At 49.2% G+C, this 25,154-nt stretch carries 25 protein-coding genes and 1 tRNA gene; 14 read left to right on the forward strand and 12 right to left on the reverse strand.

Annotation, left to right across the window (positions count from 1 at the left end; all coding sequences use genetic code 11):
* Positions 1 to 486 precede the first annotated feature (486 nt).
* A complete protein-coding gene (locus IQ268_RS00700) occupies positions 487 to 1,920 on the forward strand; it encodes a hypothetical protein (protein ID WP_228034964.1) in 1,434 nt (477 codons plus the stop codon).
* 55 nt (positions 1,921 to 1,975) lie between these two features.
* Here IQ268_RS00700 and IQ268_RS00705 read toward each other — a convergent pair whose 3' ends face one another.
* The gene (locus IQ268_RS00705; RefSeq protein ID WP_193874507.1) at positions 1,976 to 2,644 is read right to left on the reverse strand and encodes a DUF2834 domain-containing protein; all 669 of its coding nucleotides are present in this window, start codon (positions 2,642 to 2,644) and stop codon (positions 1,976 to 1,978) included.
* 80 nt (positions 2,645 to 2,724) lie between these two features.
* On the opposite strand from IQ268_RS00705, the gene cutA reads away from it, so the two are divergent.
* Positions 2,725 to 3,051, forward strand: coding sequence for a divalent-cation tolerance protein CutA (gene cutA, locus IQ268_RS00710; RefSeq protein ID WP_193874510.1), 327 nt, complete (start codon positions 2,725 to 2,727; stop codon positions 3,049 to 3,051).
* A 138-nt stretch (positions 3,052 to 3,189) separates the two neighbouring features.
* Here cutA and IQ268_RS00715 read toward each other — a convergent pair whose 3' ends face one another.
* Positions 3,190 to 3,714 (reverse strand): hypothetical protein, encoded by a 525-nt coding sequence (locus tag IQ268_RS00715; protein ID WP_193874512.1) that lies wholly within the window; start codon positions 3,712 to 3,714, stop codon positions 3,190 to 3,192.
* 832 nt (positions 3,715 to 4,546) lie between these two features.
* Here IQ268_RS00715 and IQ268_RS00720 point away from each other — a divergent pair.
* The gene (locus tag IQ268_RS00720) at positions 4,547 to 5,593 is read left to right on the forward strand and encodes a hemerythrin domain-containing protein (protein ID WP_193874514.1); all 1,047 of its coding nucleotides are present in this window, start codon (positions 4,547 to 4,549) and stop codon (positions 5,591 to 5,593) included.
* A 230-nt stretch (positions 5,594 to 5,823) separates the two neighbouring features.
* Here IQ268_RS00720 and argG read toward each other — a convergent pair whose 3' ends face one another.
* Together argG and IQ268_RS00730 are read right to left on the reverse strand one after the other, a co-directional pair.
* Complete coding sequence (gene argG, locus IQ268_RS00725) at positions 5,824 to 7,074, reverse strand: argininosuccinate synthase (protein WP_193874516.1); 1,251 nt, start codon at positions 7,072 to 7,074, stop codon at positions 5,824 to 5,826.
* A 102-nt stretch (positions 7,075 to 7,176) separates the two neighbouring features.
* A complete protein-coding gene (locus IQ268_RS00730) occupies positions 7,177 to 7,419 on the reverse strand; it encodes a hypothetical protein (RefSeq protein ID WP_193874518.1) in 243 nt (80 codons plus the stop codon).
* A gap of 19 nt (positions 7,420 to 7,438) precedes the next feature.
* Here IQ268_RS00730 and IQ268_RS00735 point away from each other — a divergent pair, with 19 nt between their 5' ends.
* From IQ268_RS00735 to recG, 5 genes are all read left to right on the forward strand, one after another.
* Positions 7,439 to 8,380: a glycosyltransferase family 2 protein gene (locus tag IQ268_RS00735; RefSeq protein ID WP_193874520.1), complete on the forward strand. Its 942-nt coding sequence runs from the start codon at positions 7,439 to 7,441 to the stop codon at positions 8,378 to 8,380.
* A 136-nt stretch (positions 8,381 to 8,516) separates the two neighbouring features.
* Complete coding sequence (gene rpsB / locus IQ268_RS00740) at positions 8,517 to 9,305, forward strand: 30S ribosomal protein S2 (RefSeq protein WP_193874522.1); 789 nt, start codon at positions 8,517 to 8,519, stop codon at positions 9,303 to 9,305.
* Between the two features lie 221 nt (positions 9,306 to 9,526).
* Positions 9,527 to 10,186, forward strand: coding sequence for a translation elongation factor Ts (gene tsf, locus IQ268_RS00745; protein WP_193874524.1), 660 nt, complete (start codon positions 9,527 to 9,529; stop codon positions 10,184 to 10,186).
* 477 nt (positions 10,187 to 10,663) lie between these two features.
* Positions 10,664 to 11,566 (forward strand): hypothetical protein, encoded by a 903-nt coding sequence (locus IQ268_RS00750; RefSeq protein ID WP_193874526.1) that lies wholly within the window; start codon positions 10,664 to 10,666, stop codon positions 11,564 to 11,566.
* A 115-nt stretch (positions 11,567 to 11,681) separates the two neighbouring features.
* On the forward strand, positions 11,682 to 14,180 hold the full coding sequence (recG, locus tag IQ268_RS00755; protein WP_193874528.1) for an ATP-dependent DNA helicase RecG: 2,499 nt from the start codon (positions 11,682 to 11,684) through the stop codon (positions 14,178 to 14,180).
* Positions 14,181 to 14,243: 63 nt separating this feature from the next.
* Here the strand turns inward: recG and IQ268_RS00760 are convergent, their stop codons facing one another.
* The 6 genes from IQ268_RS00760 to IQ268_RS00785 form a co-directional block, all read right to left on the reverse strand.
* Positions 14,244 to 14,996, reverse strand: coding sequence for a lysophospholipid acyltransferase family protein (locus tag IQ268_RS00760; RefSeq protein WP_193874834.1), 753 nt, complete (start codon positions 14,994 to 14,996; stop codon positions 14,244 to 14,246).
* Between the two features lie 135 nt (positions 14,997 to 15,131).
* The gene (tadA, locus tag IQ268_RS00765; RefSeq protein ID WP_193874836.1) at positions 15,132 to 15,623 is read right to left on the reverse strand and encodes a tRNA adenosine(34) deaminase TadA; all 492 of its coding nucleotides are present in this window, start codon (positions 15,621 to 15,623) and stop codon (positions 15,132 to 15,134) included.
* A 117-nt stretch (positions 15,624 to 15,740) separates the two neighbouring features.
* On the reverse strand, positions 15,741 to 16,058 hold the full coding sequence (gene grxC, locus IQ268_RS00770) for a glutaredoxin 3 (protein ID WP_193874530.1): 318 nt from the start codon (positions 16,056 to 16,058) through the stop codon (positions 15,741 to 15,743).
* A gap of 114 nt (positions 16,059 to 16,172) precedes the next feature.
* Positions 16,173 to 17,561, reverse strand: coding sequence for an aldehyde dehydrogenase (locus IQ268_RS00775; RefSeq protein WP_193874532.1), 1,389 nt, complete (start codon positions 17,559 to 17,561; stop codon positions 16,173 to 16,175).
* A gap of 6 nt (positions 17,562 to 17,567) precedes the next feature.
* Positions 17,568 to 18,725 carry a HAMP domain-containing sensor histidine kinase gene (locus tag IQ268_RS00780; RefSeq protein ID WP_193874534.1) on the reverse strand — a complete coding sequence of 386 codons (1,158 nt, stop codon included), beginning with the start codon at positions 18,723 to 18,725 and terminating at the stop codon, positions 17,568 to 17,570.
* Positions 18,726 to 18,951: 226 nt separating this feature from the next.
* Entirely contained in the window at positions 18,952 to 20,211 is a 1,260-nt protein-coding gene (locus tag IQ268_RS00785) for a sodium:proton antiporter (RefSeq protein WP_193874536.1), read from the reverse strand.
* Positions 20,212 to 20,520: 309 nt separating this feature from the next.
* On the opposite strand from IQ268_RS00785, the gene IQ268_RS00790 reads away from it, so the two are divergent.
* The 5 genes from IQ268_RS00790 to IQ268_RS00810 all read left to right on the forward strand — a co-directional run bounded on the left by IQ268_RS00790 (position 20,521) and on the right by IQ268_RS00810 (position 23,232).
* Entirely contained in the window at positions 20,521 to 20,931 is a 411-nt protein-coding gene (locus tag IQ268_RS00790; protein WP_193874538.1) for a hypothetical protein, read from the forward strand.
* Between the two features lie 95 nt (positions 20,932 to 21,026).
* On the forward strand, positions 21,027 to 21,284 hold the full coding sequence (locus IQ268_RS00795; protein WP_193874540.1) for a hypothetical protein: 258 nt from the start codon (positions 21,027 to 21,029) through the stop codon (positions 21,282 to 21,284).
* Between the two features lie 89 nt (positions 21,285 to 21,373).
* Positions 21,374 to 21,742: a hypothetical protein gene (locus IQ268_RS00800; protein ID WP_193874542.1), complete on the forward strand. Its 369-nt coding sequence runs from the start codon at positions 21,374 to 21,376 to the stop codon at positions 21,740 to 21,742.
* A gap of 106 nt (positions 21,743 to 21,848) precedes the next feature.
* The gene (locus tag IQ268_RS00805; protein ID WP_193874544.1) at positions 21,849 to 22,247 is read left to right on the forward strand and encodes a helix-turn-helix transcriptional regulator; all 399 of its coding nucleotides are present in this window, start codon (positions 21,849 to 21,851) and stop codon (positions 22,245 to 22,247) included.
* A 415-nt stretch (positions 22,248 to 22,662) separates the two neighbouring features.
* On the forward strand, positions 22,663 to 23,232 hold the full coding sequence (locus tag IQ268_RS00810) for a hypothetical protein (protein ID WP_193874546.1): 570 nt from the start codon (positions 22,663 to 22,665) through the stop codon (positions 23,230 to 23,232).
* Here IQ268_RS00810 and IQ268_RS00815 read toward each other — a convergent pair.
* Positions 23,221 to 23,400 carry a hypothetical protein gene (locus IQ268_RS00815; protein WP_193874548.1) on the reverse strand — a complete coding sequence of 60 codons (180 nt, stop codon included), beginning with the start codon at positions 23,398 to 23,400 and terminating at the stop codon, positions 23,221 to 23,223. The genes IQ268_RS00810 and IQ268_RS00815 overlap by 12 nt on opposite strands.
* A 177-nt stretch (positions 23,401 to 23,577) precedes the next feature.
* Between IQ268_RS00815 and IQ268_RS00820 the strand changes: the two genes are divergently transcribed.
* Positions 23,578 to 23,659: transfer RNA gene (locus IQ268_RS00820), tRNA-Leu, on the forward strand.
* An 82-nt stretch (positions 23,660 to 23,741) separates the two neighbouring features.
* Here IQ268_RS00820 and IQ268_RS00825 read toward each other — a convergent pair.
* The gene (locus IQ268_RS00825; protein WP_193874550.1) at positions 23,742 to 25,082 is read right to left on the reverse strand and encodes a glycosyltransferase; all 1,341 of its coding nucleotides are present in this window, start codon (positions 25,080 to 25,082) and stop codon (positions 23,742 to 23,744) included.
* Between the last annotated feature and the right edge of the window lie 72 nt (positions 25,083 to 25,154).

The raw sequence follows: 25,154 nt of genomic DNA on the forward strand, positions 1-25,154 counted from the left end.
CCTGCGTTCCTGAGAGGTGGTACTTGGTTAAATATTTAGTAGATATAAGCGATCGCTCAATCGTTTGTCGAGTTGAGGCACACACCCTCATCTGCGGCAACTCGATGAAAAAACGATGAAGTATATTTAATTACTTGAATAAGTCGCATTTGCACTTAGCAAATTCCTGTTAGATTTTAGGATAAGGCAAAAAGCAATCCGCAACACCTCAGGTTTTTAGGGGCATGGTTGATAGCAAGCCCAAACTGAGTCTGCTTAAGTCGTATCCAAATCGTCTATCCCCACATGAGCCAGTATCAATAAACACAGCTACGTTACGGTGTGAATTCTACCAGTCCTCTTTGGCTGAAGCAATCGGGCTTCAGAACCGGGAGCTAAACGGATGAACAAACGTTCCGGTTAAACATCAGCAAGATTTGCACGTCACCTCAGAGCCACTTCAACTTGAATTTGGCTCTAGAACTGCATTGTATTTTTAGTTCTTGAATGTCAGTTGAAGCATCACCCGTTTTGAGTACTGCTATGATCACAGACAAATCAGTGGGCGATCGCCAAAGTCACACCTCAGGCCAGTCGCGACCGTTTCAGCGCGATGTTGGCAGAGCACAAACCATCATTTATGAGTTTTTACTAGAAATTGTCAATACCTGGCCCCCTGAAGCTGTATTGAAAGAATTTAAACAACTGTTTATTCATCACACCGACACCATTAGTTCTTCAACTTTGCCATCTCTCTACGAAATTGTATTTTCAAACCATGAAGAAGAGTTTTTAAACACATTAAAACGGTCTTGCTACATCTTAATCAACAACTGGGATTTGATTCGAAACCGCAAACCCATTCGAGATCTGATCCAGCTCTTTCACGACCCTATTATTCATCGACCCACCGTATCTCCTACTTTAAAGCGGCTCAGAACCTGGCTTTGTAAGTTTGTTAATAGTCAGGATTTTCAGGAGTTGCAGCTATTTGCAACTCGGTATGATATTGAAACAAAAACGCACTGGACAGAACGCTATACGTCCTATTTGCTAGTATCACAGTACGTTAATTTAGATAATCCAATTGAGCAACGCCGAGCGGCCAGAGCACTTTCTATCCAACTTAGAGAAAAGTTTAAGTTTGACCTGGCCATGTATAGCGCCCGGTCGCAGTCGGCTAAAGCCAACCCATCAATATTTCATAATCCAACGGGGTTAGGAGATGAAGCTTTACGGTTGATTAAGGCGATCGTTGCCCGACGAGGAACCTTTAGCTACGTCAACTTAGCCAATATCTTTATCAATCAAACCCAAAACTTAAGCTATCAAGACTTTAAACAAAGCCTGGTTGACTACCTGGCTTTTTCGGTGATGAACAACGAATTTACAAGCACTCTTAAAAAACAGCTTAGCGATAAACTTAGCGCTCTCTATCCTGAGCATCATCAAAAACCGCTCAGCAGTGCGTTATTGCTGCGGACCTGTAACCGGGTTATTGAATATTTAACGACTGAAGATCATTACAGTCCGGCACCGCTTTTTATTACTCTACTAACAAAAAGTGGCCCCATTACACCCGTTATTATTCTGTTAAAAACCATCTTAATTTGTCCCTACACTCGAACCCAGTTGGAAGCTCGAATTGCCGAGCTGATTCGGTATTACCAGGAATATCCTGAAGAAGACTGTCAATGGATCGTCAACTTCTTCGAAGTTTTCAGTGTTACAACAGCCATTTATACCGAGAACGTTGAATATAGCCTGGTTCATATGGATCGCCAGTATACCGATCATCCACAGGAAATGAATTGGAAGGCTTATCTAGATACGTGCCGAATTTTTTCGCAAATGAAGCATAACGGTAGCCCGGTTCAAGACTTGGAACTCCTGGAGACGAAAGCACTAGACGTTTTACCGGAGGAGCTAGAGCAGGCTTAGCAACACCGATGCTGCAATCGCCCCGTGCTGATTCTGGCCGATCGAGCTTGGCAGTTCAGCTTTGGGGTAATGTGTTTGATGTCGCCACGGGTTGGCCGAGGGGTGGACGCAGCGCAAGATACGCTAACGCCCCAAACAGCGGAATTAGCGTTATTGCTCCAAGAACACGGTTGTCCTCTATCCCACGTCGTGCCATATCGTCACCAATCAAAGCCGGAAACAGTACACAAAGCAGGCCAAAGTCCAGACTCATGACGTGAATAAAGCGGCTGGTTTGCCACTGGTACACAAAGTTGCTCCAGTCGCCAGCGGTCACACCGTAGAGGATAAGACCGATTGCGCTCAGGGCGATCGCCGCTCCTGTCCAGCGCGAGTCTAGCCCTTTGAGCAATCCATTCTTCTCTCCTGTGAAGGTAGGGTTGGGTTGCCGCAATGCCAGGTAGGGCAGCACCATGAATGCTCCTACGCCAAACGATGCCAGGACAAAGGGCCAGGCCGGAAGCCGTTGCCCTCGACCATCCACCAGCAGCAAACTACTGTAGGCGAGGGGCAAAACGCCCATGATATTGAATAACGCAATAACTAACGGATTAATTCCATTCCACTGCCCCGTTGCTAGATGCACAAGCAAGCTCGCGGTGTCTGGAGCGTTGGGTGGGGCAAGCAGAAAAGCATAGGCAGCAAAGCCTACCCACAGCACCCCAAAGGCTACTCGTCTGATCATTGGTTTGAGATAAATGTACGCCTTTTTCATTCTCTCAACAATTACCTAGAGTAGAAGAGATACTACGCAGGATTAGCAACATGCAGCAGTCTCATCAATATGGTGTGGTGTTAATTACAGCAGCGTCCCGGGAGGAAGCAGAAGCGATCGCCAACACATTAATTGCAGAACAACTGGCGGCTTGCGTCAGCATGATGCCCATTCACTCGATTTACCAGTGGCAAGGAGAAACCCATCACGCCGAGGAATGGCAACTGATTGTAAAAACTGATTTAGCTAAATTTTTGATTTTAGAAGCAAAAGTACGAGAACTTCATTCCTACGATGTACCAGAAATTCTTGCTCTACCTGTCTTGGCAGGCTCTCAACCTTACCTGCATTGGCTTTCTAACCAGATGGGTGAGTGAACCTGGTGCCTGTGCGATCGAAGGCGTAGGTTGAGCGTAGCCAAAGCGTGGGAAAGTCAGCAGTTCAGACGGTTTGTCGGTTGCTTGGGTGAGTAAACAGGGAACAACCAGATGAAATGGTGGAGAGACTGGGTAACGTTATTGAGATCCGTTGTTGTAGGAGTTCTCGGCAACTAAAGGCTGTTGCAAATCATCAACGTATGTCCATTCACTCCCAAATATATGACCCATCACATTCATCGATTCAGTCATGGTTAATCGATTGGGCGAAAACCGGATCATTCGTCTCTCTGCCCAACCGAGGGGGGTTTCTAGCTTGAGAAAGACTAATCCTTCTGCTTCATTCACCAGGGTGATCTCATAATCCATGACCTGCGCGTACTGCTGGGCAGGTTGTTCACGACCTGGCAACGTATTGACGACCGTTACTTGCCCCTGATTGAAAAAATAATGGGTAGTGCCACCATTTGTCGTCCACTGGCCTAACAATGCCTCTCGAATAGAGGTGGGTCTTGCAGCCGTATTACGGTTAGCAGCCATGCGAAAATGGTTGGTTGAGTTTGCTCCAGACGGGAGGCCGGGATCTGCAAGCACCGGACTGTAACCACCCAAAACAGTTAGAACAGTCAGACCTAACGCTGACCAGTAGCCAATATCCCTCATTACATTTTCCCTTGAGTGCGGGTTTTCAGATCGTGCAGACAAGACTTTTATGAACGATCGCCCTAACGGCTCGGAAATCACTGAGCTTGTCGTGCTTCATATACCAATAAAGATTAGTGACCGCCACTCCTGGCACACCTAAACGGTAAGCTCTCACACCTTAGCTAGACTTCAAGCTCATGTCTCTACTTTCCCGATAGTGTCTCATTTTTGAGAACTAAACGAACTCGCCCAACTGGACAATCCGGCTGAGAGAAATAAGATTGCGTCAACAGTTGATACCAGAAATATGCTCTGGAAGCTGTCAAGAAGACTACACTGTGGCGCTTTCGATGTGTTGCTATCCGTTGAGCCAGGATGAGGCGAAGCAAAAAGCAGGCGATCGCTGCTAGCGCTAACAACTACCGTCTTGCCTCTTTATATAAATACAGGAATCACTGCTGGTACGGTGCCTTGGTTCGCAGCCTTTTAAGCTAACCACAGATAGGTCACCAGGGGGCAGCATTTTGCTGTCGCTCCATAGGTCAGGCTAGCTCAGGCTGAACATCTAACCAAGGATAGCTGAACCAGAACGAATCCCACTCCAGAATCAGAGTAGTCAGTCTTTATGGTCAATGAACCTGCTCTCCCGATACGCTTACTCGTTGCCCTTCCCTATATCAGGTGAGCAACCGAGCAATATCTGTGTCGGCAGAATCAGGGTTGATCAAGTGGCTATTAAACAACGTTTTGCAAAACCTTGCAAGAAGCCGTTGGGTTGTTGCATGAGCTGAATAAATCCTGCGGCAATTCAACCCTTAATTAAACCTATTTTTTACGGAGGAGAACCAACATGGTTACAACACTAGATGACACAAAACGGCAGGCGATCGCTGAGAAACTGGCCGATACCAAAGCATTGCAGAACTTAATCATCTCTAACGAGCAGAAACTAATGAGCGATTGTCCCGATCAAGACGTTCGGGAGCGCCTTCAAAACATGCTCAACGATGATCAAAAAAATCTGGGTATTTTAGAAACGGCCATTGTGCAGTATGGCATTCAGTTTGAACCCAGTGATGCTACCAAGACCTACCTTAAACAATTTGAGCAGATGATGTCTGGCGGGTCGCTGAGTTTTTATCAAAAACTGGCTCAGCACGAATTGCTTAAGCATGGGCAAGCGATGAGTGGAATTGTAATCCACAAAGCGGCTCAAAAAGTAGGAGCGGACATTGAACTGGCGATCGGCCCTCTGAACACCGTTAATTTCGAGAACCGCGCTCACCAGGAGCAGCTTAAGGGGATGCTGGAACTGGTTGGAGTGCGCGAACTGACAGGACAGGATGCCGACCAGGGACTTTGGGCACGGGTACAGGATGCGATCGCGGCCTTCTCAGGTGTTGCGGGTAGCGTCATGACTCAGAATTCAGACAAAGATGACATGAACATCCAGACCATCATCCGGCTGGATCACAACAAAGTGAACACCATCTTTACCGAAATTGGGGCAACGAACGATCCGCAAAAGCTGCAAGAGTATTTTGGACAACTCTACAAAGATTTGTTGGCTCATGCTCAGGCAGAAGAAGAAATCGTCTACCCAAGAGTTCGTTCGTTCTACGGCAACGACAATACTCAAGAGCTGTATGACGAGCAAGCCGAAATGAAGCGAATGCTCGACGAAATTAAGGCGATCGACCCTGCTACATCGACGGACGCATTCAAGTCGAAAGTGAAACAGTTAATGGATGCAGTGGGTGACCACATTCGCCAGGAAGAAAGCACCATGTTCGCGGCCATTGATAACAATTGCAGTAGCGATCAAAAAGAGCAAATGGCTAGTGAATTCAAGGCGGCTAAGAGCAAGATTCAGCAAGATATGGCCGCCTCTGTATAAGACTTGATTGAGAAGAGTTGATTGAGCAGGTGCCAAAGTAGAGGACGCTAAAAACGAGTTTTGTTAACCACCTAGCCCGCTAGCAGCGCTTCAGTATCACGGCACTGATCTCAAGTAACCCTCCAGTCGAAACCCCGGATTCTTGCAGAATCCGGGGTTCTCCAATGTTTTGAGTCAGCGCCTTCTTCAGGATTCATTTTCGTTGCAGCAGTTGAAGGCAACCTTCGCGACTACGCTTCAGCTTTTAGGGAAACTTGTCCACTAGTGGCTAACGCTCGCGCACTCACGCCAAAAACGCGCAGTAGCCCTTCAGAATCAGAATGATTATAGTCACCGACTCCTTCCATTGAGGCATTCTCTTCCGAATACAGGGAATGGGGCGTATCGGTTGCTGAAAGAAACGAAATATTTCCTTTATATAGAGACACGGCGATCGTGCCTGTGGTTAGCTCAGCCGTTTGTTGAATTGCCTGAAGCGCCATTTTGGTTGCCAAGTCGAACCAATAGCCTTGATAAATTTGTTTCGCCACCAACAGAGACAGTTGATCATAAAATTCACGGGCACGGCGATCGAGAATCAGTTGCAGCAGCAGTGCATAACAGGTACCCAGTAATTCAACGCCGGGGCTTTCGTAAACTCCGCGCGATTTGATCCCCACAAAGCGGTTTTCTACCAGGTGAGTACCAATCCCAATGCCATGCCGTCCGCCGATCGCATTCGTTTGCAGAATCGCATCCACTAAATTGACCGACTTGCCATTCACAGCAACGGGTCGCCCCTTCTCGAACTGGATCGTCACCTCTTCTGGTTCATTGGCCGCATCAGCGGGATAACATCCCATCACCGGAGTGACAAAATGAGCCGGAGTCGTCAACGACTCCAGCAATCCCGACTCATGGGTTAACCCCAATAAATTGGCATCGGTAGAATAGGGTTTGTCTTTGGTGGCTGAGATGGATAATCCCTTCTCCTGACAAAAATCAATCATTTCGCTGCGGCCAGGAAACCGAGCCAGAAACTCTTCATCTCGCCAGGGTGCATAAACGTCAAAGTCTGGAGCCAGCATATTGGTAATGAGCTGAAACCGCACCTGGTCGTTACCGCGCCCGGTTGCGCCATGACTAAAAATAGTTAACCCCCGCTTTCGCATCTCCCGCACCATCGCTTCGGTGAGAACACATCGGGCAATACCAGTGGTATTCCAGTAGCGCCCTTCGTAACACGCCTGAGATTGAATGACGCTCAAGCCTGCTTCAGCGATCGCCTCTCTAGCCGGTAGCAAGACAAAATCGGTGGCACCTGCCATCAACATTCGCTGGCGGATAGCTTCCGTATCGTCTTCATCGGGCTGGCCTAAATCCGCCGTGAAGCAAACCACCTGGATGCCTTTGTCAGTCAACCAGCGAGTGATAGTACAACTATCTAGACCGCCGGACCCGGCAAACGCGACGGTTTTCCCCTTCAAATCCTGAGCTTTCATTCCAATTCTCCCCCAAGTGGCATAGCTGCATTAAATCAATGCCGTCCATCCAGCGCAGTCATCAATGCACTGACCACGCTCGACAAAGTTTTCATTATGCCTCTAAATCCTGGTGAATTCCTGTCTGAACCTGTACAGAATCTTGGGGCACATTAAAGATCCAAACGGCACAAAGGTATCCAGGTCACCGACTATGAAGTAGGGTGAAGCCTGGTTGCAGCGATCGCCAACACCATGCGTTGTGGAAGTCGATCGCCAGAGTTCAATCATGACTTGATACGCTAGAAGAGCATCATTTCTAGCGGCAGACCATAACGGGCTGCCCTCAAAACGAACCCATTGCACTGTCAACTCAGAGGCATTCGTGTTTTTTAGCGTTGTTATTCCAACTTACAACCGCAAACCTATTCTAGAAAAGTGCCTGAAGGCGCTGGAACAGCAATTGCTAGCTGAACCCAACGAGGTGACGGGTTACGAAGTGGTGCTGGTCGATGATGGCTCTACAGATAGCACCGTTGACTGGCTCCAGACCCATAGCGCTGAGTTTCCTCATGTCCGCTTGTTTCAGCAAAACCATCAAGGACCTGCCGCTGCTCGCAACCTGGGAGTAGAGCAGGCGATCGGAGACACCATCATCTTTATTGATAGTGACCTGGTTGTGACAGAGCATTTTTTGCAAGCCCATGCCACTGCGCTTACTGAAGGACGAAAAACCCTGGGTAGCGATCGCCTCTTTACCTACGGAGCGGTCATTAATACGGCAAACTTTGACCACCCAACCAGCGAACCTTACAAACTCACCGATTTCTCGGCAGCTTACTTTGCCACGGGCAATGTGGCGATCGCCCGCCAATGGCTCGACCAGGCTGGACTGTTTGACACCCGCTTCCAGCTCTACGGCTGGGAAGATTTAGAACTGGGTGTCCGTTTGAAACAGTTAGGACTCAAACTCATCAAATGTCCCGAAGCCGTAGGTTATCACTGGCATCCCCCCTTCGCTCTCGAGCAAATCCCTAAACTAATCGATCGGGAAATTCAGCGGGGGCGGATGGGCGTTTTGTTTTATCAAAAGCATCCCACCTGGGAAGTCAGGATGATGATTCAAATGACCTGGCTGCATCGCCTTCTATGGGGACTCCTATCCCTGGGTGGGCGGTTAAACGAACGGACAATGGCTCCGTTTCTGCAATGGTTAATCGATCAGGGCAAACCGCAACTCGCGCTTGAAATCGCTCGCATCTTTTTGAACTGGTACAACGTTCGGGGCGTTTATGCCGCTTACAGAGAAATTCGGCAAACCACCTAACGCATCCCGGCTCCAATTGCGTTATTCTAGTAGGGTTGTCTAAATTCACACATCCAGGGTTTCGGGTGTTTTTGAACCAGTATGTCTGTTCAAAAGTGCGCCTGGATGGAGGATAAACCCGAACGGAGATAAATTCATGCCTGTTGTTTCTTTGGCTCAGCTATTAGAGTCTGGTGTTCACTTTGGGCACCAAACTCGTCGTTGGAATCCCAAGATGTCACCGTACATCTACACGTCTCGTAACGGGGTTCACATTATTGATCTCGTTCAAACCGCCCAACTGATGGAAGAAGCGTATACCTACATGCGGAACGCTTCGGAACAGGGTAAGCGGGTTTTGTTTGTGGGTACGAAGCGGCAAGCAGCCGGAATTGTAGCTCAAGAAGCTAGCCGCTGCGGTTCTTACTACGTTAACCAGCGCTGGCTCGGCGGTATGTTAACCAACTGGGCCACGATTAAAACTCGGGTCGATCGCCTCAAAGATCTGGAGCGTCGTCAAGAGACTGGAGCGCTCGATTTGCTTCCCAAAAAAGAAGCATCCGTATTGCGGCGCGAATTGGAAAAGCTGCAAAAGTATCTCGGCGGCATCAAGTCAATGCGTAAGCTGCCCGACATGGTCGTTATCATTGACCAGCGGCGAGAATACAACGCAGTTCAGGAATGTCAAAAACTGGGAATTCCAATTGTGTCACTGCTCGACACCAACTGCGATCCCGATACTGTAGATATTCCAATTCCGGCAAATGATGACGCAATCCGGTCGATTAAGCTAATAGTAGGTCGGTTAGCAGATGCGATTTATGAAGGTCGCCACGGTCAGCTAGAAGCCGATGAGGACTACGAAGACTACGAAGGCGGCGAAGAAGACTTTGACTACGAAGAGAGCGAGTTTTCTGAACCGGAAGAAGAAACAGAAGAGCAGTAAGCGGGAAGAGTTTTGGGTGATGAGTGATGAGTTGCCTTAACCCACACCGCAAAGCCCAAAACTCGGCGTTGCTAAAATTTGATGGATGACATTCGTAGGGACGGTAGCAATGCCATCTCCCTACAGCAGGAATGAACACACCGCTTTCATACCGTCATTTAGCAACGCCCAAAACTCAGCACTGCAATCACTCAATACTGATTTAGAGGAACTGAATCACAATGGCGGAGATATCAGCAAAAGTTGTAAAAGAACTGCGCGAAAAAACGGGCGCAGGCATGATGGACTGCAAAAAAGCTCTCCAGGAAACGGAGGGCGATATGGATAAAGCAGTCGAGTGGCTCCGGCAAAAGGGGATTACCTCCGCTGAGAAAAAAGCCGGAAAGGTTGCGGCAGAAGGGCTGGTTGACAGCTACATTCACACAGGCGGACGCGTTGGCGTTTTGGTTGAGGTGAATTGCCAAACCGACTTTGTAGCACGGAATCAGGCATTCAAAGAACTCGTTCGCAACATTGCCATGCAAATCGCGGCAACGCCGAACGTGGAATATGTGCGAGTCAGCGATATTCCTACCCATCTGATTGAAAAAGAGAAAGAGATTGAAATGGGTCGGGAAGACCTGGCTAGCAAGCCCGTTAACGTCCGCGAAAAGATTGTTCAAGGGCGAATTGACAAGCGTGTCAAAGAGCTATCACTGATGGATCAGCCCTACATTAAGGATCAAAGCATCACAGTAGAGGAGCTGGTCAAGCAGCAAGTTGCACAGTTAGGTGAGAACATTCAAGTGCGTCGGTTTGCTCGGTTTGTGCTGGGTGAAGGCATTGAAAAGGAAGAAACCGACTTTGCGAGTGAAGTTGCAGCCCAAACGGGTAAAGCTTAAGGGTATACCTGTAGCGTCTCCCTGGCTTCTGCCCTTGAGGGAGCCACACAAGGCACTGGTCAACCAGAATGCTTTTTGAATGTGGTAGCTGTAAGCGATCGCGCCAAAACGAGGTGCGCTACAAGTCAATTTGCAGGAGCAAACAGGCTTGAAGACGAATGACCTTTCTAGCTGTAGACCGCTTAGCCCCTTCCAACTGGAAAACGGGTTGAATTAAATTTAGGTTTGGAAGAGGCAGGTCACTCCTTACGGTGTTAAGTTTGACCTGCCTTCTTTCTTTTTGAACCGATCGTTGTCAACCGCTCCTTTGGACACGGTTAGAAAATTAAGCGTTGCTGAATCACGGTATGAATTCGCCCCTATCCCCTAACTGTTGGGAAGCAAGAGGGGTTTAGAGACCGCACATCTCAAAGAGTCCATACACCCATTCAGCCACATCGACCATTGCAGGCTGTTGTTTCACTACATGTTTGACCTATGGCGAAAGGAGTTGAGCAGATCGAACAAGATATTGCCGTGCTAGAGCAGGCTGTCGTGGCGATCGCCCAAGAATTTTACGACACGTATCACCAGTACTTAAGCGAACTGGGGCAGGCCGTTCGTCAACAGTTAATTCAAGCGGGGTATCATCTTTGTACCCGTGGCTGCCCAGAACGGTTCTTGCAGCTTAGCCTCAACCAGCGACAACAGTTGCAGCAATCGCTGCAACAGCTCGCCAAACAAGCCAAACCTCAGCTGCTAGGCTCACTTCAGTTTCCCAGTGCTGTGGTGGATGAACCCGACTCTCCAGAGGTGTTGATAGCCTCTGATTCTACTGACGCGTTGGCAGCATTCAACTTACTGCTGGACGATAGGGAAGAACAGCCCGTAGAACCAGAACCAGAACCAGAACCAGAACCAGAAAAGAGTACAGAAGAGAGTCCCGATCGCCCCATGAATCCTGTAGACCTGGCTAAATGGCAAGATCGCCTGGAAAAACTGGTTGGTGAAGAACTACAAACGATTTCTCATGCCGCCAACTGTCTGTTGCAGCAGTCTAATATTTTGCCACGGCAGCTACCCGAACCTGTTTTAGAAGTGGCTGCTAAATCCGACCTGGCAGGGGAAGCGGCAGGCCCACCCAATCTACTCAATCTGCTGATTGAAGCGGAAGGGGGTCATCAACAAGAATCGTCCGTCACCCACATCGTTGCCATTCGGCTGCGGCTTTCAGAAATTGAGTTTGCCAATCCAACGCTGTCAAGCTGGCGATCGAACATTCGCAGCCTCTCAAATCGCCTGGGGCAACTGGGGCAAGAGTATCAGAAAAAACAGCGCGAAAAGGCGATCGCAGAAGCCGAAGCGGCCTGGCGGTCGAGCTGGTACGAAGACCCATCTTAATGAGTGAGTGGGGTGGGGAAAGCAACATGACGGGCGATCGTCAATCTTGAATCACTGTCCCTTAAACCGCTGCTCAATTGTTACACTACTCTCTAAGTCCTTAGCTCCTCTTCAAATGGATTGGTCGCGATTGCAGAAGGCATTGTCGGTTGAGGCAGAGCGGGGCTTCAATGATTTAATGGGAAATCACTATCGCTTCAGCGAATTTCTCAGCCTCAGCCTCAACCAGCCGTCCAGTGAATTACCCATAGAAGACCAACAGCGGTTACAGACGATCGCCACCCAGTTTGCTAACTATTCAGATATGACGTTTGCCCAACGTCAGCATTTAGTAGCCGATACGCGTCGGTTTCTATATCAAACGAAACGGGTGGCTGAGGATCACCAACCAGAACCCAGTGAATCGACCGTCGCAACCGTCGGTAACGGAAGGGCAAAAGCAACAGGTACCCAAACCAGGACAAAACAGCCACGCACCACGCCTCTGGTCACGGGCGATCGCAGTGCGGCCATTACGCTGGATCAACTGGTAACATACTTGCCGGGAATTGGGCCACGAAATAGCGAACGGTTAGCCAAGCTGGGACTGTATACGGTTCGAGATTTGCTCTACTATTACCCGCGCGACCATGTAGATTATGCTCGTCAGGTCAACATTCGAGATTTAACCGCAGGGGAAACCGTCACAATCATCGGCACGGTAAAGCGCTGCACCTGCTTTAACAGCCCACGCAACGCCAAACTCACCATTTTTGAACTGGTAATGAAAGACCATAGCGGTCAGATTAAGCTCAGCCGTTTTTTGGCGGGCAATCGTTACCGCAATCGAGGCTGGCAAGAACAGCAGCGACGGCTTTACCCCCCCGGAGCCATCATTGCCGCATCGGGACTGGTCAAAGAAAGTAAATATGGCATGACGCTAGACGATCCGCAAATTGAAGTAATTGAGCATTCCGGCGACACGATCGAATCCATGAAAGTGGGGCGGGTGGTTCCCATCTATCCCTTAACCGAAGGCATCACGGCAGATTTTGTCCGGCGAGCCGTTGTAGCTGCATTGCCTGCTGTAACTCAGCTTCAAGACCCGCTACCAGAGGCACTACGGACAAAATATGGTTTGATTGGAGCGCAGGAGGCGATCGCCCATATTCACTTCCCACCCAACAGCGAAGCGCTGGATGCGGCGCGACATCGGTTGGTGTTTGACGAATTCTTTTATCTTCAGCTAGGGCTATTAAGGCGACGGTTAAACCAGCGTCAGGAGCAAACCAGCGCTGTGCTTGCGCCCACGGGACAATTAATCGAACAGTTTTATCAAGGCTTGCCGTTTAAGCTCACCAATGCCCAACAGCGAGTAATTAACGACATTTTGAACGATTTGCAAAAGCCAATTCCGATGAATCGGTTAGTTCAAGGAGATGTGGGTTCTGGAAAGACCGTAGTGGCAGTAGTGGCGGTATTGGCGGCGATTCAATCTGGCTATCAAGCTGCGCTGATGGCACCCACCGAAGTGCTGGCAGAACAGCACTATCGCAAACTGGTGGAATGGTTTAACCTGCTGCATTTGTCGGTTGAATTGCTGACAGGCTCGACCAAAACGGCGAAACGCAAACAAATTCATTCCCACCTGGAAACCGGCGAACTGCCGCTACTGGTTGGCACCCATGCGTTAATTGAAGATCCGGTTCAGTTTCAGCAGCTTGGTTTGGTGGTGATTGATGAACAGCATCGATTTGGGGTACAGCAACGGGCACGGCTACAGCAAAAGGGCGATCATCCCCACGTGTTGACCATGACGGCAACCCCCATTCCGCGAACGCTGGCATTGACCCTGCACGGTGATTTGGATGTGAGTCAAATTGACGAATTGCCACCGGGACGAAAAGCGATTCACACGACGGTACTGACCGGGCGCGATCGCTCCCACGCCTATGATTTAATCCACCGAGAGATTGCCCAAGGTCGGCAAGCCTATGTGGTGTTGCCGTTAGTCGAAGAGTCGGAAAAGCTAGATTTGCGATCGGCCATTGACGAATATCAGCGCTTGCAGGAAACGATCTTTCCCAACTTCAAGGTTGGGTTGTTGCATGGACGCATGACCTCTGCCGAGAAGGAAGAGGCGATCGCTCACTTCCGAAATGCCGCAACGCAGATTCTAGTCTCTACCACCGTGGTTGAAGTTGGGGTAGATGTCCCCAATGCCAGTGTCATGTTAATTGAACATGCCGAACGGTTTGGACTCTCGCAATTACACCAGTTGCGTGGGCGGGTGGGTCGCGGAGCCGATCAATCCTTTTGTCTACTAATGAGCAGTTCTAAAACCGAAACCGCCAAGCAGCGGCTCAAAGTATTAGAACAGTCGCAGGACGGATTTTTTATCTCCGAAATGGATATGCGATTCCGGGGGCCAGGAGCCGTACTGGGCACACGCCAATCGGGTCTACCCGACTTTGCCCTGGCCAGCCTGGTTGAAGACCAGGACGTATTGGAAGTGGCCAGAGACGCAGCCGAAAAAGTGATTGAAAAAGATCCGACTCTAGAGCGCTGGTCGCTAATGCAAGCAGAACTGGAGTATCGCTACAAGCGGCTGATGGGTGGTGCAATTTTAACGTAGGCGTGAGGGCAGAGAGGGCGATCGCTTCCGCCTGAAAAGCGGCACAAAGCGTTCGCACCCCATCTAAACCAAACTAGCGGTGCATCTCTCTTCTAAACGCTCTTCAGCATTTAACCGTCTTAGCGCCCCGTCTAAATCGGCAGTCAGACGTTTAGCGTCTTGCTTGGCAGCACCCTTAGCGTATTTGGAAACGTTTAACGGAGCGCCAATCTGGATCGAAACATCGCAACCCCAACGGGGACAGGGTTCACTGTATTGCAACGTCATGGGAACGATTTTGATTCCCAATCCGGGCTGGCTGGCTTCGGCCTGAATTGCCAGGCGAGCCAAACCGGGTTTCAGCGTATGAACCTGATCGTCACGAAAGATGCCGCCTTCTGGAAAAATCACCAGCATCTCACCATTTTGGAGAATTTCCACCCCTTGTCGCAAACTGGCGATCGACGGTTTTCTGGGGTTAACCGCAAACCCACCCAAACGGCGAATAAACCAACCCTGAATACCTTTCACTTCGTCTGCGGTTACCATAAAGCGCAGATCTCGTCCTGTAACACAACGACCCGTCGCATAGGGTACCAGCAGGGCATCCCAGCGAGAACGGTGGGTTGGCGCTAAGATAACCGGCCCTTCTGTTGGTAGATGCTCTTGTCCAGATATCTCGATGCGCCCAAAGTAAAACGGCAAGACCACACGAGAACCCAGGGGATAAATCGCAGAAAGCATCCAGGGAGAAAAGTGAGGCCCAATTGGAGCTGATTTGCTGTTGTCAGTTTGTTCAGGAGCAGCAGAGATAGATTTGGAATTGAACAAAATCATAAGGGTTGACTTGGGGCTGACAAAGAACGTTAAGAACTCTGAGGAACGCTGTAAGTACAACATACGTCTTTTTCAATACGTTGCCTTCCAACGGGGGACAGTTCTGCCGCTGTCATGGGATAGATTGTTTGCCGCTTATTTCAACCCAGCGTCCTGCTCAGGAGGTAGAACCCGATCGCCTTTAGTGTGGGGTTGCGATCGCCGCAGGGCAAACCAAGACTGCAACTGCTGACGGCAGGTTGATTCTAAGATTCCGCCCATTACCGATAGTTTGTGGTTAGAACAAGCGCTGTCGGGCAGGTTCGCCACCGTGCGAATGGCACCCGTTTTGGTGTCATCCACGCCATACACTAGAGTACTAATCCGACTCTGGATAATGGCTCCTGCACACATTGCACAGGGTTCTAACGTAACGTACAGGGTACACTGCTCTAAATGCCAGGTTTGCAACACCTGTCCAGCTCTTCGCAATGCCAGGACTTCGGCATGGGCGGTGGGGTCACAGTCTCGCTCGCGGCGGTTTTCGCCCTCTGCAATCAGCTTACCGTTCGCGTCAACCAGAACCGCACCCACTGGAACATCGCCCGCATTTCCAGCCGCCGCCGCCAGAGCGATCGCCCGACTCATCCAATGGTAATGCACCAAATAATCTGGATGGTTCAGTAGGGGAGGAGGAAGGTTAAAGGACACAGATATAATGTGGGCAATTTACAATGGCAGTCCTTCCATTGACCAGCGTGACTCCTAACCTGCAACTGGTTGAGCCAGAAGGGGATCTAGCTGACCCGTGCGATCGAGTTCGTAGAGATCATCACAGCCACCAATGTGCTGATCGTTGATAAAAATTTGTGGCACCGAGCGCCGTCCGTTTGCTCGGTCGGCCATTTTAACTCTGGCGGCACCGTTGCCATCAATCTTGTATTCCGTGAACTGAACCCCTTTCCACCGCAGCAACAGCTTGGCTCGGATGCAGTAGGGACAGGTTTGCCAGGTGTAAATTTCAACGTTAGCTTTAACGTTTTCGGGGTGGCGTTCAAAAATAGATTTAAGAAAACCCAGCATAGTCAACTCACCAGCTCACTTCAACCGTTAAAGAATAATCAGGAAGGCGATCGCTCACATGGTTAGCGCAGCAGAACAGCCCATTGCTAGCGTTCAGTGAGCAGAGCCAACCCACTATTTGATCATACGCCGAAGCAAATTGATCCGGTCGTGATACGGAGCGTAGCGCAGCTTTAAATCCATCCAAAACGGCTTAAACAAGACGCTTTTCCGATGCGAGAAGGTATCAAAACTGGCCTTACCATGATAACTACCCATACCGCTATCACCCACACCACCAAACGGCAGCGTTGAAACGCCCACTTGCAAGATGGTGTCGTTAATACAGGCGTTGCCTGACGACGTTTCGTTTAACACTCGCGCCTGGAATGACTTATTTCTAGAAAAGACATACAGCGCCAGCGGCTTTGGTTTAGAGGTAATTAGATCGATCGCCTCCTGGACGGTGTCATACTCCAGGACTGGCAAAATTGGACCAAAAATCTCCTCTTGCATCACGGGGGCTTCCAACGAAACTGGCGTTATCACCGTGGGGGCGATGTAGCGATCGTCGGCGTTGGTTTGCCCGCCAATCAAGATATTGGCTCCCTCCAGCAAGGCAGATAAGCGGTTAAACTGCTTGGGGCTAACAATTCGGGCAAAGTCTGGACTGTCCGCCGGATTATCACCATAAAACTCGCGTATGGTGGCCTGAATTCGATCGAGGAGGGTTGATTTAATCCGGCGATCGACCAGTAAATAATCTGGAGCAATACAGGTCTGCCCTGCATTCAGAAACTTTCCCCACACAATGCGGCGAGCGGTGGTTTCCAGATCGATATCCGCATCAACAATACAAGGACTCTTGCCGCCTAATTCCAGGGTGACGGGCGTAAGATGCTTTGCTGCCGCTTGCATGACTCGTTTGCCAACCGCCGTTCCGCCTGTGAAAAAGATATGGTCAAACCGTTCTTCCAGAATGGCCTGACTGATTTCGACTCCACCCTCAACGATCGCAACATAGGCCGGATCAAACGTCTTCTGGATGATGTCAGCCAGCAACCGAGACGTGTGCGGTGCCGTCTCCGAGGGCTTGAGTACCGCGCAATTTCCGGCTGCGATCGCCCCCACCAGCGGCGAAATCATCAACTGGAAGGGGTAATTCCAGGGACTAATAATTAACACCACTCCTAACGGTTCCGCATAAATTTTGGCCTTACCCGGAAACTGCTGGAGCGACACTTTAACAGAGGTTGGTTTGACCCAAGTATGAAGATGCTTGATAGCGTGATCAATCTCCTGAACCACTCCAACCTCAGTTAAGTACGCCTCAAATTCTGGCTTGTGCAGATCGGCTTTCAATGCCGCCAAAATCGCGGCCTGATTGCTGATCACCGCTTGTCTTAACCGAGTGAGCTGACTCAGGCGAAAATTGATCTCTTTCGTTGTGCCACTGCCAAAGAATGTGCGTTGTTGCGCGACAATGTCGCGGATAGTAGCCGTATGGGCGCTCGTTACTTGCATTTAGCCTCAAGGAGTCAGTTTCTTCGCGGCCTGCGGTTGCTGGGTAGGAAGCTGCACTACAAAAAGACAGCCGCTCCCCAACTCCGACCTCACACTAATTGTGCCATGGTGGGCATTGACGATTTGGCTGGAAAGATGCAGCCCTAAACCGCTACCAGAGCGTTTGTGGTTCCCGTGACGAAATGGCTCGAATAGGGAGGATTGGTATTCTGGTGCAATCCCCGGCCCGGTATCTTCAACTTCAACCTTAACCCATGAGGCTTTGCTGCCGTTGGTTTGAGGAAGCTGGGTCAGGTGCAGCATCACCGAACCTGCATCGGTGAATTTGATGGCGTTACCAACCAGGTTGGTAAACACGCGACGGAGTTCCATTCGATCGCCCATCATCTCGATCGCTGCTCCGTTTAGCTCATCCAAGTTTGTTTTAAGCGCCAGTCCTTTATCTAGAGCCAGCGGCGTTAATGCCTGAATCACCTCTTCCAGCAGTTGCCGCAAATCCACTCCAATAAAGCTCAGGGTTTTGCTCCCCGCCTCGTAACAGTAGACCGCTAGCAGAGTATTCACCATTTCCAGCAAGTCCTGGTTGCTGCGAGCCATGATCGTTAGTGCTTCGCTAATTTCAGGCGAGATTTCACCCAGGGCACCCTGCTGCATCAGCGACATCATGCGATCGGCAGCAACCAGCGGCGTGCGGAGGTCGTGCGTTAGGCGCGAGACGAAATCTTCGCGTTGGCGGGCAATTCTTGTCCGTTCGTCAACGTTATGCTTCAGCTTGAGGAGCGATCGCACCCGCGCTAGCAGTTCATCTAGCTCAACGGGCTTACGAATAAAATCATCCGCTCCAGTATCTAGCCCCTGAGCCACGCTGGGCTTATCGTAAGCGGTAATTAGCAAAATTGGGATAAACGGCAGACTGGCGTTCTCGCGGATGCGCCGCGTTACTTCAAACCCGTCCATCTGCGGCATCATGACATCTAGCAAAATTAGATCGGGAGGCGACTCGTTAATGATTGCTAATGCGTCTTTGCCGTTATCGACAATTTCAATCTGATATCCTTCCTCTCGAAGGATAGATTGGATTAAGAACGAGTTGTCGGGCGCATCGTCCACAACGAGGATTCGATCGCCCTGGGTTGGCTTGTTTACGACAGACGGATGATCCATGGGGCGCGAGTAAGTCCTACAACTCTGCGGTCTGCGATTCTAGTCAAGATCATCTAGCGTGGTGAGTAATTTTACCTCTTTCTTACGAATGATTTTGAGTTATTCACTACCGAATTGCGTCAGCTGAACCACCCCTGTGGCTGTTCTGTAGCCGATCGCTACCTGCCGTCCACAGGGATTGGTTCCATCCTAGCGAATGCCTGAATGCCTACAGCCAGCCTTCAGGCTACGCCTGCGTTTCGGAACCGCTGTCCTCTACTCGGCTTTCACTAACATTGTGGAGATACCATTTCATCAACGGTGTGGTACTAATGCCGTGGAGGACAACCGAAATGACGATAGTGATATAAGTAATCCATCCTAAAACCTCAGCCGTTTCGGTAGGAACGCCTTCACCAAACGCATAGGAGAGATAGTACAGCGAGCCAACGCCTCGAATACCAAACCAGCCGTATAACAGCCGGGTAGATGGTTTGATGCGATCGCCAAACGTGCTGATCCATGCCCCTACAGGACGAATGATAAACAGCAGCGCTCCTGCGACTAATAGCCCTACACCACCATACGTCAGGATCGGCTCAACCCGCAGCATCGATCCTAATAGCAAAATGGTGCCAATTTCGAGCAGCTTTTCGATGCGTTCTGTAAATTCCAATTGAGAAATCTTCTGGTCTAGCTTTAATCGCGCCCGCCGAGTCATGACTCCTGCCACAAACACTGCAAGAAAACCATACCCGTTGATGATCTCTGCCACCGAGTAGGAAAGCAAAATAGCGCTAAGGGCAACAAAGTCTTCCATGCTTTCTTCAACACCCTTGATCTTGCGAAAGCGCCGATCTAAGCCCGAAATGACTCTGGAAACGATAACGCCAACAGCAATACCAGCTACGATCGCCCAAATCAGGTCGATCGCCACCCATTGTCCGAACCAGTTGTCTAAATTGCTGTCTTTAAGCCAATACAACCCGAAATAAACAAAGGGAAACGCCAGCGCGTCATTCAACCCGCCCTCCGAGGTCAGGCCAAACCGCAACTCGTCCTGGTCGTTGGTGTTTACCAGTTGCACTTCGGATGCGAGTACCGGGTCGGTGGGTGCCAAAATAGCGCCCAACAGAACAGCGGCTCCCCAGCCCAACCCCACCAGCCAGTGCCCTACGGCAGCAACAGCCAGAATAGAAAGGGGCATGAGAAACCAAATCAGACGGGCTGTGGAGTTCCAGGCCCACAATTGCAGCGGACGGTTCATCTTTAGCCCGCAACTGTATAGCGAGACAATGACTACAAACTCAGTTAGATGCTCCAGGAACTCAGTTTGCGGCTCGATCTGCACCAGTTGCGTGCCATAGGGACCCAGCAAAATTCCAACAACCAAATAAATTAGCGCAAAGGATAGCGGCAGTCGAGAAATCCAACCCGATCCCAGGGTCACGGCCAACAAAAGTAAGCCGATCGCCAGCAAGTCGAGAATATAAACGCTTACAGACATATCAAGCTCACGGTTTAAGACTTTTGAGCTTAACAAGCTTGTTTTCAAATCTGAATCGTCTTCCAGAGATATCCTTGCCGCTAAACCCAACGAGCAGCATTCAGTACAAATGTACTAAAATAGCAGAATAAGAACTGCAACAACGATCGCTTTAACAGATCGCTTTAGTAATGATGAACTGCACTTTGCAGACAGCAGTAATCTAACCATCCAACCAGACGAGTTGAGATACGCCAGGTTGGTTTATCTGTGGCCTGAGCCGGGTGTAGTTGTAGTGGTATTTCACTACAATGTAAATAGGCTGTTTCAATGAGTTTAACGATGAAAATCGGTCGCTTTTTCTCGCTAGGGCAAGGGCGAGTGGGTCAATATTTGTCGCCCCGTGTTTTGGTAGTCAAAACGCCATTTCAAGCCGATCGCTCCCAGCCGTGGCAAAATTACTGCTGTTTTGGCTTTTCGGATACCAAACAGGCTCAAACCTTTATGCAGTCGCTTGCCTACGCTGGGTTGTCTTTCCGCTTACGACAGAGCCAGTTGATGCCACATTATCCGCTGGAAGTTATGCTGTTCGGGGATTTTGACCTGGCACAAACCTTAGCCCGGTGGGAGCGTCACCATCTACCCCATTCGCCCTCCGAGCAGCAGCAAATTTGCTCGAAACTGAAGCAATTCACAGCCAGCCGTGCGGCTAAATCTGCGGCAACGGCGATCGCTGCCTAAGGCACTTTAACCCTCCTCTTTCAGGGTTGCCGTTGTGGTGTTTCTACACTACAATATAAGTATTAGCCTCAAGCCATAATTCACGCGTTTGACCTATGACTAAGCACTATGTTCTCAGCTTTGACCCGACTGCAAAGTACGAGTGGGATCGCTGCACATTGCGAGACCCAATCACTGCCGAGCGCCCCGAACTAGCTGAATTGGTGGCTGAGGCAGTTGGTAAACAGTCAGGTTCCTATTTGGTTTCAGTCAACATTGAGATAAAGGTTCTCGAAAGAGCGCCGTCTCAAACCAAGCCGTCTGTGATTGGGAATGTGGAGTCTGCTCCCGTTCACAAGGAGCTGGCAGCCTGATGGCCGCCAAGCGGCTGCTAGCGTCAGGCGCTACTTCTATACCGATCGCTCATTGCTTATTCCAACAAGACTTGTTCTAGAAAGACGGTATGAAAATTAGTCGATATCCAGTTGCGATCGCCGAAGCTGCTCAAGCGGTAAATGCGTTGGAGCAGCGGCTGACAGAACTCCGCCTCGAACTGGCACGCCAAGAGGGTAAAGCCGATCTGGTGGTTGCGTTTGAAGCGGGTCTTAAAAACGACAATCAGCGTAAAGCTCGTCGGTTTGAACTCTTAGATCAAGACGCTGAGTACCAGCGGTTACAGCAGTTGCAGGCTCAGGCCATCACCGATAAATCAAACGCCATCGCTCAGCTTGAGTATCTCCGTAACCAGTTTGGGGTTGCTAAGCTAGAAGTCCGATGGGCGATCGCCGAAAAATTAGTAGGGTTAGAGACCCGTGAATTGGTTGGTTTGTAACCAAGTCGGTCTATAGGGTTTTTCTTTTACCAGGCAGTAGGGTGGCATCCTGCTGCTTTTTTGTGAAGCAGTGTGAATTAGATAGAGTCTGGTGTGAATAACGTCTATGCAAGGAAATGTCGCTGAAATTATTCGAGCGCTAATGGAAACGCAACAGTTGAGCGTCCGTAAAGTGTCTGCTCGAATTGCCGAACAGCATGGCGGCAGTGTTCATGGCTACACACAACAGGTCAGCCGAATTCTTAACGATCCAACGTACGATCCGTCGTTATCGACCGTTAGAAAAATTTTGTCCGCCCTCAATGTCTCCTTTTGGCAAATGAGCATTATGCCACCGCCGAACACCCATGTTGATGTTGACACCCTGGGCGATCGCCTGGATCGCTTAACGGCTGAAGTCGCTGACCTCAAGTTGGGATTGGCCGATCTGCATCAGGCCATTACCACGCTGATCCATCAAGGGCGTTCTGCGGATGCCGCTGCTACTCCTCACCTGGTTGACTGACAAACCTCAAGCTCCAAAACTATAGGATTTGATGGTGTCACGCCCCATGAGCCTTTGTGCTTGCTTTCTGGCAGCGATCGCCAGTGTCAGATTGAAGTAGAAGCAAGTTTGATCTCGGAAGCGTTCTTACTTTTCGTCTTAACATCTCAGTGTATTTCTTTAGAGGATATTTTAGAAGTATCGAAGGTGCTGCATTCGCCCCCTAAATCCCCCAACCTTGGTAGACTTCCAAGCTAATTCTGTTTCGAAATCCCCGTTCGGCTGAGCGCTCACGTCGAAGCCAGAATTGGGGAAATTCAGGGGCAGCTCGCGTGGCAATCAGCACCTTTAAAACATCCTCTTAAATAGGAATTTAAATTTCAGTTCTTCTAAGTTGCGTTTAAACGTTAGTCATTCCATTAGCAAACATTCAGTTGTGATGTTTCAAGCAAATAACACTAACTTTGTTGAATTAAATGGATTTCGGTTTGAAACTTTTATATCAGATGGCTCCATCTCTGTTCCGGAAAGCCGACCGAATTTGACCGTGCCAATACAACTTGGCATTCGTATCACCAACAAAACATCAAGCCCAAAAAGGTTTTTAGACTTTTATCTCACTCCAGAGATTCTAAGTAAAAATTCAAAATTAGTCGGATTAGTATTTGCTAGGAATGTCACTCTCTTTGTGAGCGAATCTAACTTTAAGTTACTAAAACCTGGTGAAAGTACCATCTTCAAGCTAAACAGCAAATTAACTTTATACCAGGGTACAATGCGACTCTCTATTCTAAGTATGGACGGGGGAGTTTGGACTTCTTTTAACTCTTTAGAATTTGGTTCTTATAAAGTTAGATTCCACTATAGAACTGAACCCCCAATAGGTCATAGATTCCTCGGTAAAGACAGTAAAGGAAATCCTATTTATGACAGCCTGTTTGAATTTGATGATCTTTGGACAGGCTCAATTTTCACACCCTACAGAATTTTGAGTTTAATCAAATAGCTGAGGTAAGCCACTGGTTTGACCGATGCGACTCGATCCGCTTTGAGCGTTCCGGCCTTGGTGGTGCAGAAACCGTTTTTGAGTCTCACGATAACCAGCCTGAATGATCAAAATAGCGGCTGAAACCCACTGCCGCGTTCGTTGTTCAAAAAATCTCAAAATCGCCACCGTGTTGAGAATCCTTTATCTATAGGAGTTTCAGGAGTTTTCTGCACCACTAAACCAGATGGCCTCTGTGGGTTTAGTAGAGTCCTGGCCGCAACCGTTGAATTAAATTCGAGATTGCGATCGCTTCAGTTAACGCAGAGGGGCATTGCTTTGCTATTATTGATTAGCTAACCACACGCGGATGTGGCGGAATTGGTAGACGCGCTAGATTTAGGTTCTAGTTTCGCAAGAAGTGAAGGTTCAAGTCCTTTCATCCGCATTTCAAGCATCAACCTTAAAACCGCTCCTGATAGGAGCGGTTTTTTGCTAGCCAGACAAGCTGAATGAAGAAAAGCGATCGGCTAGACCCGGCTCGGGGCAAGCCGTTCCTCGATCACTTGCTTGTGCATATCGGCAATATCGCGCCATGTCAACACGATATTCTTCGACTTGAGCGTAGAGTTACCTAAATCATGCACAAGTTGCGCTTCCATCTCCGACCGCATTTCAGCATTGGGTAAGTTTTGCAGAAACGCCTGGTAGTGTTCTACGCGGTTTTCAACCAGGAAGCCATAGGTCTGCCCATCTAGCAAATGATCCATCCGCTCGCAGGGAATGGTTAGCACTGGACGGCCACAAGCCAGGTATTCAGGAATTTTCAAGCTGGCGCAGGTGAACTTTTCGTTTAAATAGAGGCTCTTGTTGTACGGAGCGACGCAGATATTAGCGGCTCCAATATGCAGCGGCACTTCTCGTTGAGCAACCCTGCCATGAAAGACCACAGGCGCGTTGAACTGGCGGGCGATCGCTTCTAGTTCGTGCCGTTTACCGCCATCCCCAACAATGTGAAACACAGCATTGGGCAGTTGTTCTCGCCCCAGAGCTTCAATCAAAGGAGCAGGCTCTTGAATAAAGCGATTCAGAGAACCGACATAGGTAAAAACAAACTGATCGAGAGGAATGCCCAACTGCTGGCGGCAAGCTTCACGGCTTTGCGGATAAAATCGCTCTACATTTACGCCATAAGGAATCGGATAAACGGGTTGCTCTGGGGTTGTGTATTCGTAATCCAAGAAAAACGACTTAAGTTGGTCAGTCTCGGCAACAATACCGTTTGCCTGCCTGCTCCACTGTTTTCGTAAATAGAAGCAAGCCTGCTCAAATCCTACTTTTGCTCCTCGTTCGACCCATTGGTTCAAAACACTTCCCTCGGCTGGTAGAGGAGGTTGCTTACTAAATTTGTAAACCGCTTCAGCTAACAATACGTTGGGAACATTATACGGTTTAAATACACTAGAAAATAATCCTAACAGCGGCCATTCTTTTTCAAGGATTAAATCAAAATCATTGGCATGTTTTTCAGCAAACCGCGCCAGAACTTTTTTGTATTTCCATAACCGCAAATGATCTGCGGGGCTAAAGTAGCTATTAGTATTCAATCTTTCTCTGGGTGAACAGTGAGTTTCGTCTACAATAGTTAAGTAGTTGTGGTCAAGCCCTTCTGGATTTAGAATTTTTCGATAAACAACCGTTACGTCATACTCTTCTTCCAGGTAAGGAACCATTGGCAGAGTGCTAAGAACATAGGGCGAATGGTGCGTATAATGGATTCCTGGTAATGCAACACAGATTCGTTTTTTCTTAGAAGCAGTTTTCCCGGTAGACGAAATGGTTATCAGCTTGCTTGAAGGGGCGTTAATCATGGTGTTCTATCTCAAGAGGTGAATGAATGAATCTCAAGTTTTGTAGCAGTCTTGATGTTTATATATGTTGAG

Origin of the sequence: Oculatella sp. LEGE 06141 (assembly GCF_015207605.1) — a bacterium.
Classification (GTDB): domain Bacteria; phylum Cyanobacteriota; class Cyanobacteriia; order Elainellales; family Elainellaceae; genus Oculatella.